This is a genomic window from Noviherbaspirillum aridicola (genome assembly GCF_019656455.1).
Classification (GTDB): domain Bacteria; phylum Pseudomonadota; class Gammaproteobacteria; order Burkholderiales; family Burkholderiaceae_D; genus Noviherbaspirillum; species Noviherbaspirillum aridicola.
Window position 1 is genome coordinate 175195 of sequence record NZ_BPMK01000011.1, and the last position, 12017, is coordinate 187211.

Annotated in this window: 11 protein-coding genes; 9 read left to right on the plus strand and 2 right to left on the minus strand. The window is 67.6% G+C overall.

Annotated elements, in window-relative coordinates:
• The first annotated feature begins 2 nt into the window (after window positions 1–2).
• From NCCP691_RS13845 to NCCP691_RS13865, 5 genes are all read left to right on the plus strand, one after another.
• Window positions 3–530 (plus strand): DsbE family thiol:disulfide interchange protein, encoded by a 528-nt coding sequence (locus tag NCCP691_RS13845; RefSeq protein WP_220809146.1) that lies wholly within the window; start codon window positions 3–5, stop codon window positions 528–530.
• Entirely contained in the window at window positions 523–984 is a 462-nt protein-coding gene (locus NCCP691_RS13850) for a cytochrome c-type biogenesis protein (protein WP_220809125.1), read from the plus strand. The genes NCCP691_RS13845 and NCCP691_RS13850 overlap by 8 nt, the downstream gene beginning before the upstream one ends.
• The gene (gene ccmI, locus NCCP691_RS13855) at window positions 981–1841 is read left to right on the plus strand and encodes a c-type cytochrome biogenesis protein CcmI (protein WP_220809126.1); all 861 of its coding nucleotides are present in this window, start codon (window positions 981–983) and stop codon (window positions 1839–1841) included. Before NCCP691_RS13850 ends, ccmI begins: the two co-directional genes overlap by 4 nt.
• A 64-nt stretch (window positions 1842–1905) precedes the next feature.
• Window positions 1906–3069: a ChaN family lipoprotein gene (locus NCCP691_RS13860; protein WP_220809127.1), complete on the plus strand. Its 1164-nt coding sequence runs from the start codon at window positions 1906–1908 to the stop codon at window positions 3067–3069.
• Window positions 3066–5090: a M1 family metallopeptidase gene (locus NCCP691_RS13865; RefSeq protein ID WP_220809128.1), complete on the plus strand. Its 2025-nt coding sequence runs from the start codon at window positions 3066–3068 to the stop codon at window positions 5088–5090. The genes NCCP691_RS13860 and NCCP691_RS13865 overlap by 4 nt, the downstream gene beginning before the upstream one ends.
• On the opposite strand, the gene NCCP691_RS13870 is transcribed toward NCCP691_RS13865, so the two are convergent.
• A complete protein-coding gene (locus tag NCCP691_RS13870; RefSeq protein WP_220809129.1) occupies window positions 5091–5273 on the minus strand; it encodes a hypothetical protein in 183 nt (60 codons plus the stop codon). It abuts the gene before it with no gap.
• A 12-nt stretch (window positions 5274–5285) separates the two neighbouring features.
• The gene (locus NCCP691_RS13875; protein WP_220809130.1) at window positions 5286–8414 is read right to left on the minus strand and encodes a bifunctional diguanylate cyclase/phosphodiesterase; all 3129 of its coding nucleotides are present in this window, start codon (window positions 8412–8414) and stop codon (window positions 5286–5288) included.
• 262 nt (window positions 8415–8676) lie between these two features.
• Here NCCP691_RS13875 and NCCP691_RS13880 point away from each other — a divergent pair, with 262 nt between their 5' ends.
• The 4 genes from NCCP691_RS13880 to NCCP691_RS13895 all read left to right on the plus strand — a co-directional run.
• Window positions 8677–10224: a sensor histidine kinase gene (locus NCCP691_RS13880; RefSeq protein WP_220809131.1), complete on the plus strand. Its 1548-nt coding sequence runs from the start codon at window positions 8677–8679 to the stop codon at window positions 10222–10224.
• Between the two features lie 10 nt (window positions 10225–10234).
• Window positions 10235–11638 carry a sigma-54-dependent transcriptional regulator gene (locus NCCP691_RS13885; protein ID WP_220809132.1) on the plus strand — a complete coding sequence of 468 codons (1404 nt, stop codon included), beginning with the start codon at window positions 10235–10237 and terminating at the stop codon, window positions 11636–11638.
• A gap of 2 nt (window positions 11639–11640) precedes the next feature.
• Window positions 11641–11805: a hypothetical protein gene (locus NCCP691_RS13890; RefSeq protein ID WP_220809133.1), complete on the plus strand. Its 165-nt coding sequence runs from the start codon at window positions 11641–11643 to the stop codon at window positions 11803–11805.
• 78 nt (window positions 11806–11883) lie between these two features.
• Window positions 11884–12017: uroporphyrinogen decarboxylase family protein (locus tag NCCP691_RS13895; protein ID WP_274387236.1), on the plus strand; the 134-nt coding region annotated here is incomplete at its 3' end.

The window sequence follows — 12017 nt, forward strand, 5'->3', positions numbered from 1 at the left end:
TGATGAAACGTTTCCTGATTCCGCTCGGCCTGTTTTTCGGACTGCTGGTGTTTCTCGCGGTCGGACTGCGGCTCAATCCGCGCGAGATTCCCTCGCCGTTCATCGGCAAGGCGGCGCCGGCGTTTTCGCTGACGCAACTGCATGAGGCCGACAAGATGATCACGCCGGCGGACATGGCCGGCAAGGTCTGGGTGCTGAACGTCTGGGCATCCTGGTGCACCTCCTGCCGCGTCGAGCATCCGGTGCTGATGGACTTCGCCAGGACCGGGCAGGTGCCCATCGTGGGACTCAACTACAAGGATGGCCGCAATGAAGGCCGCCAGTGGCTGAGCGAACACGGCAATCCCTACACCGTCTCCGCTTTCGATGCCGATGGCCGCGTCGGCATCGACTACGGTGTGTACGGCGTGCCCGAGACCTTCGTGATCGACAAGAAGGGCGTGATCCGGATGAAGTTCACCGGTCCGCTCACCCGCGAAGCACTGGCCGGCAAGCTGCTGCCCCTGATAGAAGAGTTGAATCGTGCATAAGCGACTGATCAAGCACTGGCTGGCCTTGCTGCTCGCCTTTTCCGCCTGCCTTGCGCAGGCGCAGCAGGGCGGCGATGCGCAGCTCGAAAAAAGAGTGGACGCGCTGTCGGCGGAGCTGCGCTGCCTGGTCTGCCAGAACCAGACGCTGGCCGACTCCAACGCGGAACTCGCGCTCGACCTGAAGCAGCAGGTCAGGGAAAAGCTCGCCTCGGGCATGAGCGAACGCGACGTCATCGATTTCATGGTGCAGCGCTACGGCGACTTCGTGCTCTACCGTCCGCCGGTGCGGGCCACGACCTGGCTGCTCTGGTTCGGGCCTTTCCTGCTGCTGGCGCTCGGAATCGGACTGCTGGTACGGCGCCTGCGCACGCGTGCGCCGAGTGCGAATGACATGACCGACAGCGAGCGCCGGCGCGCCGCGCAGCTGCTGGCGGGCAAGGAGGATATGCAATGACGGGTTTCATGGTGGGCGTGGCGGTACTCATACTCGGCACGCTGCTGCTGTTGCTGCCGCCGCTGATGCGGGGCGGGCAGGGCGGGGGCGGACAGCGCCGCGAAGCGCTGAACCTGGCGGTGTTGCGTCATCAGTCGCGCGAGCTGGAAGCCGAACATGCGGCCGGGCTGCTCGGCGCCGAGGAGTATGCGCAGGCGCGGGAAGAACTGGAGCGCAGGGTGGCCGAGGAAGTGCGGCCGGAGGCGGTGGCCGAGACCCGGGGCGCGAGCCGCTGGACCGGCATCGCCGTCGGTACGCTGCTGCCGATGCTGGCGGCGGCGCTGTACCTGGGCCTCGGCTCGCCGGCCGCGTTCCTGCAGGACCAGGCGGACCCGCACGCCGCCGCACCCGAGGCCATGTCGCAGCAGGTGGAGTCGATGGTGGCCGGCCTGGCGCAGCGCATGCAGCAGGACCCGGACAATGCGGAAGGCTGGCGCATGCTGGCGCGTTCGTACAACGTCCTCGGGCGCTATGCGCAGGCCGCCGAGGCTTATGCGCGCCTGGTCAAGCTCAAGCCCGACGACAGCGCCGCATTCGCCGACTACGCCGACACGCTGGCGATGGCGCAGGGCCAGAGCCTGCAGGGCGAGCCGGAGCGGCTGGTGGAGCGCGCGCTCGCGCTCGATCCCGCCAACCTGAAGGCATTGTCGCTCGCGGGCAGCGCCGCTTTCGAACGCGGCGACTACGCCGAGGCCGAGCGCCGCTGGCGCAAGATGCTGCCGCTGGCCGAGCCCGACAGCGAGATCGGCCGCAACGCCGCCGCGGGCATCGCCGAGGCGCAGCGGCGGCAGGCGCAGGGCGGCCAGCCCGCGCGCTGAGCGCCGCCTGCACGCCGGCCGGTTCGGGCGCACAATAGCCGCGTCTTCATGAAACGGAGTCTTCATGTCCAGCCTGCGTCCCATCCTCGGGGCGGCCGCCCTGGCCGTCATGTTCGTTTCGCAGCCGGCAGGCGCCGCGTGTCCCGCGCCGGCGACCTGGATGGCACCGGGCGGCGCCACGATCGAAGCGCCGACGCTGATCGCCGCCATGTCGCGCAAGCAGGCGGTGCTGCTCGGCGAGCAGCATGACAACGAGGATCACCATCGCTGGCAGCTGCAGGTGATCGCCGCGCTGCATGCGCAGCGGCCCGACATGGTGCTCGGCTTTGAAATGTTCCCGCGCCGGGTGCAGCCGGTACTCGACCGCTGGGTGGCCGGCGAGCTCAGCCAGCAGCAGCTGCTGGAGCAGACAGGATGGAGCGAGGTCTGGAGTTTTCCGCCGGCGCTCTATATGCCGATGTTCGAATTCGCGCGGCTCAACCGCATTCCCATGCTGGCGCTGAATATCGACCGCAAGCTCAGCCGCGCCGTCAGTACGCGCGGCTGGGACGCGGTCCCGCCGGCGGACCGCGAGGGTGTCGGCCGTCCGGCGCCGCCGTCGGACGCCTACCGCGACTACCTGCTGGACATCTACCGCATGCATGCCAGCCATGGCAAGCCTTCCCGCGGCAAGCCTTCTGCCGGCGACACCGGATTCCGCTACTTCGTCGAATCGCAGCAGGTGTGGGATCGGGCGATGGCCGAGGCGATTGCCGTTGCCGCGCGGCGCGGCGCCTTGCTGGTGGGCGTCATGGGCGGCGGCCATGTGCGTCACGGTTACGGCGTCCCGCATCAGCTGCGCGATCTCGGCATCCGGGAAATCGGCACGCTGCTGCCGCTCGGCCCCGAAGAGTCATGCGAGCGGCTGGCGCCGGGCCTGGCCGACGCCGTCTTCGCGGTGCCGCCGGCGCCGGCGGCAAATGCGCCCGAGCCGCCTCGCCTCGGCGTGCGGCTGGAAGAAACCGATACCGGCGTGCGCATCGCCGAGGTCAGCGCCGGCAGCCTCGCCGAACGCAGCGGCATGCGCGCCGACGACAGGCTGGTGGAGGTGGGCGGCAGGGCGGTCTCGCGCGCCCGCGCCGTGATGGATGCGGTGCGCCAGCAGCCTGCCGGCACCTGGCTGCCGGTGCGCGTGGCGCGCGGCGAGCAGCTGCTTGACCTGGTGGTGCGTTTCCCGGTCAGGCCATGATGCGGCGCTGGCTGCTCCGGCTCTCGCTCTGGCTGTTGCTCGCGCCCGGCGCCGCCTTCGCGCTGCCGCTGCTCGAGCTGGACGTGAAACTGGACCCGGACAGGCGGCGCCTGGAAGCGTCCGCATCGCTGCCGGTGTCGGGGCCTGCTTTCCGCTTCGTGCTGCATCCTTCTCTCGCCGTGCAGCGCGCGGAGATCGACGGCAAGGCGCTGCGGGTCCGGCCGGGGAACAGCGCGAATGATCTCAGGGAGTGGCGGATCGAGCTGCCGTCGGCCGGCGGCCGCTTGCGCGTGGACTACGCGGGGGAGCTGCCGCCGCTGGATCGCCAGCGGGACCACCGCGGCGTGCTGACCGCGATGCCGCCGATGGCCTCCGCGGAAGGCAGCTTCCTGCCCGCCTACGGCGGCTGGTATCCCCACCCCGGACAGGCCCACTCCTATCGCGTGCATCTGTCGCTGCCGGCCTCGCAGCGCGGTCTGGTGCCCGGCAACCTGCTGTCCGAGTCGCTGCCGTCCGCCGCCGATGCACGGTACCGCGCGAGTATCGATTTTCCGCATGCATCCGATGGCATAGAACTTATGGCCGGTCCCTGGATAATGCGGGAGAAGCGCCACAGGCTTCCCGGCGGCGAGGAGGTCGCGGTGCGCACCTTGTTCGACGCCGAACTCGACGCCACGCCCGGCCTCTCCGAGGGTTACCTGGAGGATGCCGCCCGCTATCTGTCGCGCTACAGCGCGCATATCGGCCCGTATCCGTGGCGCGGCTTTTCCATCGTCGCCGCGCCGCTTCCCACCGGCTTCGGCATGCCCGCGCTCACCTACATCGGCCGCGATGTACTGAAGCTGCCCTTCATCCGCGCCACCTCCCTCGGTCATGAAGTGCTGCACAACTGGTGGGGCAACGGCGTGCGCATCGACCCGGCGCAGGGCAACTGGTCCGAGGGACTGACGACCTTCATGGCGGACTACGCCTATCGGGAAGACGCTTCGCCGCAAGCCGCGTACGAGATGCGCCTGTCCTGGCTGCGCGATGCCGCAGCGGTGCCGGCCGCGGAGCGCAAGCCGCTGTCGGCGTTTCGCTACCGCACCCATGCCGCTGGCGCCAGCCTCGGTTACGGCAAGGCGGCGATGCTCTTTCTGATGCTGCGCGACGATATCGGCGAGCAGGCGTTCGCGCGCGGCATTCGCCTGTTCTGGGAGCGGCAGCGGTTCCGGGCGGCCTCATGGGACGATCTGCGGTCCGCATTCGAACAGGCCTCGGGGCGCAGCCTGGACGGTTTTTTCGCGCAATGGCTGCAGCGCGCCGACGGGCCGCGCGTACGCATCGCGGCGGCGCGCAGTGTCGCCGGCGGCACGGAGGTGACGCTGGAGCAGGAGGGGCAGCCGTACGATTTGCGCCTGCCGCTGCAGCTGCAGCGGGAGGAAGGCAAGGCGGGCATGGCGGGCATTGAGCTGCACGTGGTGCGATTCGGCGAGCGCCGCCGCAGCTTTCTCCTGAAGTCGCCTGCCGATGCCGTGCGCCTCGATCCGGATCTGCGCGTCTGGCGCGAACTCGATGCGGCGCAGCTGCCGCCTATCTGGCGGCAATGGATAGCGGCCCGGGCACCGCGGCTGGTCGTGCTGTCTGCCGACGGGCGCACGGCCGAAGCGGCGCGTGCACTCGCCGCGGCGCTGTTCGAGAACCCGCCGAAGGAGGCCGATCTTTCCGGGCTCCGGGAAGGGCGGGAACCAGTGCTCCTGGTCGGCCTGCACGCCGAGGTCGACCAGGCGCTCGCCCGTACCGGCCTGCCCGCGAGACCCGCGGATCCCGGCACGCGGGGCAGTGCGCAGGCGTGGACCATCCCGGGCATCGCGGGAGCGCCGGTCGCGGTCGTGTCGGCGGCCGACGCCGAGGCGCTCGCCGCGCTGAGCGGGCCGCTCCCGCACTATGGCGGACAGAGCTGGCTGGCGTTCGAGGGGCGGCGCGCAATCGCACGCGGCGCCTGGCCGGCGCTCATGCCGGCCGTGCCGGTACGGCCCTGATCAGCCGGGGCGAAAGCCGAACAGGCAGTCGAGCCGGGCACAGCGCTCGATCGCCTGGCCTGATTCGCCGCTGTTTCCCGGCGCGCTCGACAGGCGCGCGCAGCGCGAGACGAGCGGATTGAGCCTGACCCAGACTGGCTGGCACGCCGGTAATGTCCTGGCGTCGCCGCCCTGGTTTTGCATGTGATGCTCCTGTTACGTCGCGGCCGCGGTCTCGGCGGCCATCATTTCCCAGACTTCCTGCGCCGGCACCGGGCGGCTGAACAGATAACCCTGCAGCATGTCGCAGCGGTGGTCGCGCAGGAAGATGTATTGCTCGTCGGTTTCCACCCCTTCCGCCACCACCTTGAGCTTCATGCTGTGCGCCAGCGCGATCACGGCGGTGACGATGGCGCGGTCGTCGGGGTCGGTGTGGATGTCGCGCACGAAGGACTGGTCGATCTTGAGCACCTGGATCGGCAGCCGCTTCAGGTAGGAGAGCGACGAGTAGCCGGTGCCGAAATCGTCGATCGATATCTGCACGCCCATGTCATGCAGGCGGCCGAGGGTTTCCATGCCGCGCGCGCTGTCGGTCATCAGGATGCCTTCGGTGAGTTCCAGTTCGAGCAGTTCGGGCGGCAGCGAATGCTCGGCGAGAATCCCGGCCACCGTCGCCGCCAGGTCGCCGTGATGAAACTGGATCGCCGACAGATTGACCGCGATCCGTACCGGCTGCCCCGCCAGCTCCCATTCCCTGGCCTGGGCGCAGGCGGTGCGCAATATCCATTCGCCGATCGGCAGGATCAGGCCGGTTTCCTCCGCCAGCGGGATGAACTCCGCCGGCGACACCATGCCCAGCTCGGCGTGCTTCCACCGCACCAGGGCTTCGCAGCCGCGAATCCGGCCCGTGACCACGTCGGCCTGCGGCTGGTACACCAGCAGCAGTTCGCCGCGTTCCAGCGCGCCGCGCAGCGCGCTCTCCAGGCGCAGCTTGCGGCGCGACTCCGCGCTCATGTCGACGGTGAAGAAGCGGCTGCCGTTGCGGCCGCCGTCCTTGGCGCGATAGAGAGCGGTGTCGGCGTTGCGCACCAGGGTCTCGGCGTCGCCGCCATCGGCCGGGTACATGGTGATGCCGGTGCTGACGGTGACGAACAGCTCATGTCCGTCGAGGTGGAAGGGCTCGCTGAGCAGCGCGGCGATGTCGTCTGCGAGGCGCGCCATGTCCTCCGGCTGCGTCACATCCCGCACGATCATGCCGAACTCGTCGCCGCCCATGCGGGCAAGCAGATCGCCCTCGCGCAGGCGCGTGTCGAGCCGGTGCGCGATTTCCTGCAGCAGCAGGTCGCCCATCTCATGGCCGAGCGAATCGTTGACCGTCTTGAAGCGGTCCAGGTCGAACAGCATCAGTCCGAACCGCGCGTCGGGCTGCGCCGTCGCCTTCTGCAGCGCATCGATCAGGCGGCGGCGGTTCGGCAGTCCGGTCAGCGCATCGTGGAACGCCAGCCGCCGGATGGTCTGCTCGGCCTGCTTGCGCGTGCTGACATCGTCGCTCACGGCGACAAAATGGGTGATATTGCCGGACTCGTCCTTGAGCGGGGAGATCACGCTCTGGCTCCAGTAGCGTTCACCGTTTTTCCGCGTGTTGCGCAGCTCGCCGCGCCACTCGCCTCCGGACAGGACCGTGCTCCACAGGCGCTTCCAGGTCTCCGGGCTGGTGTCCGCCGACTTCAGCAGCCGCGGCGTATGGCCGATCGCTTCCTCCGCGGTGTAGCCAGTGATCAGGGTGAACCACGGATTCACATACTCGATCACGCCCTGGCGATCGGTGATCATCACCGCGTTGACGCTCTGCTCGACCGCGCGCGACAGCTTGCGCAGCTTGTCCTCCGTGCGCCGCCGTTGCGTGTCGCGCTCGATGTTGTCGAGCGCGAACGACAGGTCGTCGCTCAGCTCCACCAGCATCAGCATCGACTGCGTATTGAAGAAATCCGGCGCGTCCGCGTGCAGGCTCAGCACGGCGACGGTGCGGCCGGCCTGACGCAGCCTGAGCGCGGCATGGGAGCGCGGTCCGTCCGCCTGCACGCCTTCGTCGGCGAGCACCAGTACGCGCGCCGGGTCCGTCGCCAGCCACGCCGCCACCGGGCAGGCCGTGTCCCCGATCTCGTCGCTCCTGCCGCTGCCGGCCTGCCAGTGCCAGTCGCCATGCTCATCCAGCACCGCCACCCGGGCGAGCGAAAAACTGCCGTTCTCCACCGCCAGCGCGCAAACCTCCCGCAGCAGGGCATCGCGGTCGGCGATGCGCATGATGGCCGCGTTGATCCGGCTCTGCAGGCTGTACAGGCGGTTGAACTGCTCGACCATGCGGTTGATGCGCATTTTTTCGGCTGCCTCTGTCTTCAGCCTGAGGATGGAATCCGCCAGTTCCCGCGTGCGCAGGTAAACCTTCCGCTGCAGCAGCAGCGGATGCCGGAAGCTGGAGTAGGTGAACAGCGCGGCGAGGCATGCGGCCAGCAGCACCAGGAAACCGGCGGCCAGCGGCATGTACGGCGCCAGCCCGCGGCTCGCCGGGGCGATGCTGAGGTGCCAGGTATTGTTGGGCAGGCGCACGGGCTGCTCGGCGGCGTCCATGAAGCCATCGGCGGTCGACTCCGCGATCGTGCGGCGCGTGCCGCCGGCGTCGACATGGGTCAGCCGGAAGTCGTAATCCTGCCGTGGCAGCTGCTGCAGTCCGCTCATCGCGAGCAGGTCGGGCACGCGCAGCAGGGCAATCGTGAAGCCCCAGAAATGCTCGCGGCCGTCGGCCTGCGGCAGGAAAACCGGCAACCGGCCGGCAACCGCTATGCCTCCCTGCCGCAGTTCGAGCGGCCCGGCAAGCGTCAGCGACTTGCTTTCCAGCGCCAGCATCGCTTCACTGCTGCGTGCGCGGTCGTGCAGCAGATCATGTCCCAGGGCCGCCTTGTTGGGCGCCAGCGGGACGACCGCCGATATCACGCCGCGCGGGGCCAGCTGCAGGCTGCTGATGCCGCCGTACATCTTCAGCATCTCCTCGCCCAGCGCCTCGAAGCGGTCTATCCTGCCGCCGCCCTGGCGCACCACCGCAGCCAGCGCATAGGTGCTCGCCATCGCATGGCTCAGGTGTTCCTCGATCATCGCCGCCTGGCTGGCGGCGATCAGCTCGGTTTCCTTGCGCTTGTCCATCTGGTGCATCTGCACCACCAGCGTGGCGATGGCGCCGCCGGCCAGCAGGGTGATGGCAAAGGACAGGGCCGTGAACAGGCGCAGGCGAAAGCGGTGCTTCGCTTCATTTCCGCCCTCGTCGATCAGAGCTGTTTGTATCTCGGTCATTCTTTGCAGCTCCGGTGGGGGGGGGCCTGGAACACGAGCCGTTTCGATGCGCGCTTGCAGCTGCTGCAACTATCATGCCATAAGATTCCCGGCGGAAATATTCCGATTCTTCCTGTCCATGGGAAAAACAGGGTGTGAAATCCCAGATGCGAGAATGGAAACGGGGGAACGAGAAGGATTTGTCCTGCCTGCCGGCACGCGGCGCGTGGAACCGTTCTTGCTTTGGGGTATGTCTTATCTGCTGTCAGACGAGCTCCTACGCATGACCCTCACAAGCAAGCTGCTCGGCGCCTTTTCCGGACCTGTCCAGACCGGGGCGGGCGAGGCGCCGGCCGACGCCGCGGCCGGCAATGTGTTTTCGGTGCGAAGCAAGGGCCTGATCGTATTCAGCCTGCTGATCGCCTATGCGCTGATGATCGCCGTCTTCGTCTTCCATCAGAAGAACCGCCTGCTGACGGAATTCGATCACATCGCTCATTCCGTGGAAGCCGACACGCTGTACCAGCGCGTCGACAACGCCGCCACGCATGTCGTGATGAGCGTGTTCGCCAATATCGACAGCGATGACCGCGAGGCCGCCATGCGCCGGATCGGCCTCCACTACGAGATGCTGCGCATGAACTTCGAGCAGCTGCGGGCGCGCGAACCGCAGCTCCGCCTCAGCCTGCAGGGTCCGGAAGCCGCCCTGCGGGCCGCCAATGCCGATCCCACCCGCGCGGCGCTGCGCGCGCTAGCCGAAGAGCTGGTCGCGCTCAAGGACGAGTTCGCGGGTCTCGCGCAGGAATCGCAGCGCAAGCGGCAATTCACGATAGAGCACTACCGGGGACGGGCCGATTCGGTGGCAATGACCACGCTGCTGCTCGGCGTGGTCGGCGTCGCGCTCCTGTACGCGGTCGGCGCGCTGTTCTTCCGCCGCCTGACCAGCGACCTGGTGGTGCTGCAAAAACGCGGACTTGAAATCGTCAACGGCTATCGTGGCCCGCCGATACCTATCCGGCGGCACGACGAAGTCGGCCAGCTGATGGCCGCGGTCAATTACATGGCCACCGCCCTCGACAAGCGCGAGAAGGAACTGATCCTGGAACGCCAGAAATATTTTCACCAGGAGAAGATGGCCGCCATCGGCGCGCTCGCCGCGGGCGTGGCGCACGAGATCGGCAATCCTATCGCCGCCATTTCCGGCATTGCCCAGGACATGGTCGAGCGCCGCACCCACGGCTTGTCCTGCAGCCGGTCGCAGTGCGGCGACTGCCGTCCCGACATGATCCTGGAGCAGGCTTCCCGCCTTGCGTCGATCACGCGCGAGATCTCGGAGTTCGCGTCGCCCCGCCAGGCGGAACCGCAGCTGCTCGACCTCAATGCCCAGCTGCGCAGCACCACCAGCCTGGTGCGCTACGACAAGCGCCTGCAGCGGGTCGACCTGCGGCTGGAGCTGGACCCGGCCTTGCCCGCGATTCACGGCGTGCCGGACCAGGTGACGCAGGTGATCATGAATCTGCTGCTCAACGCGATGGATGCACTCGAGGAGGTCACCGACCGCCAGCCCGTGATCGTCGTGTCGACCGGCATCGAAGGCGACAGCGTGCGCATGTGCGTGGAAGACAACGGCAGCGGCATGCCGGCCGAAGTCGCCGAACGCGCGTTTGAAGCCTTCTATACGACCAAGCCGGCTGGCAAGGGTACCGGCTTGGGATTATCCTTGTGCTACTCGATAATGAAGAATCACGGGGGCGGCATAGAAATCCAGTCGACGCCCGGCCGCGGCACCCGTGTCCAGGTCAATTTCCCTTGCAATAATGAACAAAGCTGAAGACAACCCGATGAAATCACTCGAAGTGCTGGTCGTGGACGATGAGCCCGCGATCCGCCAGATTCTCGCCGCCCATCTCGGCCGCGCAGGCTTTTCCGTCTGCCAGGCCGGCAACGGGACGGAGGCGTTCGAACGCCTCTCCAGGGGCGACATCGACGTTGCCATCAGCGATATCAAGATGCCGGACTTCACCGGCATCGACCTCGTGCGGCGCGCCCGCGCGGCCGGCATCGAGACCAGTTTCATCATGATGACCGCGTATGCCTCGGTCGATACCGCGATCGAAGCGATCAAGGCCGGCGCGTCCGATTACATGATCAAGCCGGTGCGCAACGAAGAAGTCATGCACCGGCTCGAGAAAGTGCGCGACATGCGCCGTCTCAGTTCCGAGAACCGCGTTCTCAGAAATCTCGTGCTCGGCTCGCGTGAACCGCTGTTCGGTTTCGTCTCGTCTGCGATGAAAGCGCTGGAACGCCTGGTCGCCAAGGTCGCGCCGACCGACAGCACGGTGCTGGTGACCGGCGAGAGCGGCACCGGCAAGGGCGTGATCGCGCGCCAGATCCATCAGAACAGCCTGCGCGCGGACGGACCCTTCATCCCGGTCAACTGCGGCGCCATTCCCGAGAACCTGATGGAGAGCGAACTCTTCGGCCACGTGAAGGGCTCCTTCACCGGCGCCGACAAGGCGCGCAAGGGCCTGTTTCTCGAGGCGGACAAGGGCACCATCTTCCTCGACGAGATAGGCGAGCTGCCGCTGGCGCTGCAGGTCAAGCTGCTCCACGTGATCGAGGAAAAGACGGTGCGTCCGGTCGGCAGCGAGCAAGCCAGGCGCGCCGACGTCCGCATCGTCGCCGCCACCAACCGCGACCTCCGGCAGATGGTCGCGGAGGGCAAATTCCGCGAAGACCTCTATTTCCGTCTATCGGTTTTCCATGTGCACGTACCGCCGCTGCGCGAGCGGCGGCAAGACATCCCGGGGCTGGTGCACTTCTTGCTGCAGAGGAGTGCGAAGCGTTTGAACAACGGTGGAGAGATCTCCATCGACGCTGATGTCGAAGAAATCCTGAGCGCCTATGACTGGCCCGGGAACGTGCGGGAGATGGAAAACGTGGTTGATCGAGCATTGATTCTGGCCGACGAAGGCCGTATTACCCGGGCTGACCTGCCGCCTCAGGTCGCACGCGTGGCGCCGCCACAGAGAACGGGCAATGGCGAAGCCGGCGGCGAGAGCCTGCGCGAGCAGGTGCGCCGCTTCGAAAGCACGGTGATCTGCAAGGCGATCGCCGACGCGAACGGCGACCGCCGCGCGGCCGCTCAAAAACTCGGCATCGGCCTCTCCAGCCTGTATCGCAAGCTGGAAGAGTACGAGGCGCTCGGCATCCTGCCCGAGCTGGTCGACAGCCGGCAGCGCTGATCATGGCGCCGCTCTCGACTTCGGGAACCGCAGCCTCTTTTTCGGGAAAGCTGCTGCAGGCCGCCAAGATGGCTGCCGCGCTGATGGTGGCGGCGCTTGCGCTGTCGGTGTCCGGCACCGCCTTCGCCGAACCTGCTTCGTCGCCGGCTGTCCACAGCCGGACCTGACCCATCCCTTCGCGCTTGCCGCCGCGTGCCCCCGGGTACGCGGCGGCAAGCGCATTTCATTCCCGCCTGCCATATCGCATGACTTCCAATTTCGCCCCGCTCAAGAACGACACCTTCCTGCGCGCGCTGCTGCGCCAGCCCACCGAGTACACGCCGCTGTGGCTGATGCGCCAGGCCGGCCGCTACCTGCCCGAATACTGCGCCACCCGCAA

What these genes read in the sequence shown, in the direction of transcription:
- NCCP691_RS13845 (WP_220809146.1), top strand. Translation starts at nt 3, where the DNA reads ATGAAACGTTTCCTGATTCCGCTCGGCCTGTTTTTCGGACTGCTGGTG.
- ccmI (WP_220809126.1), top strand. Translation starts at nt 981, where the DNA reads ATGACGGGTTTCATGGTGGGCGTGGCGGTACTCATACTCGGCACGCTG.
- NCCP691_RS13860 (WP_220809127.1), top strand. Translation starts at nt 1,906, where the DNA reads ATGTCCAGCCTGCGTCCCATCCTCGGGGCGGCCGCCCTGGCCGTCATG.
- NCCP691_RS13865 (WP_220809128.1), top strand. Translation starts at nt 3,066, where the DNA reads ATGATGCGGCGCTGGCTGCTCCGGCTCTCGCTCTGGCTGTTGCTCGCG.
- NCCP691_RS13870 (WP_220809129.1), bottom strand. Translation starts at nt 5,273, where the DNA reads ATGCAAAACCAGGGCGGCGACGCCAGGACATTACCGGCGTGCCAGCCA.
- NCCP691_RS13875 (WP_220809130.1), bottom strand. Translation starts at nt 8,414, where the DNA reads ATGACCGAGATACAAACAGCTCTGATCGACGAGGGCGGAAATGAAGCG.
- NCCP691_RS13880 (WP_220809131.1), top strand. Translation starts at nt 8,677, where the DNA reads ATGACCCTCACAAGCAAGCTGCTCGGCGCCTTTTCCGGACCTGTCCAG.
- NCCP691_RS13885 (WP_220809132.1), top strand. Translation starts at nt 10,235, where the DNA reads ATGAAATCACTCGAAGTGCTGGTCGTGGACGATGAGCCCGCGATCCGC.
- NCCP691_RS13890 (WP_220809133.1), top strand. Translation starts at nt 11,641, where the DNA reads ATGGCGCCGCTCTCGACTTCGGGAACCGCAGCCTCTTTTTCGGGAAAG.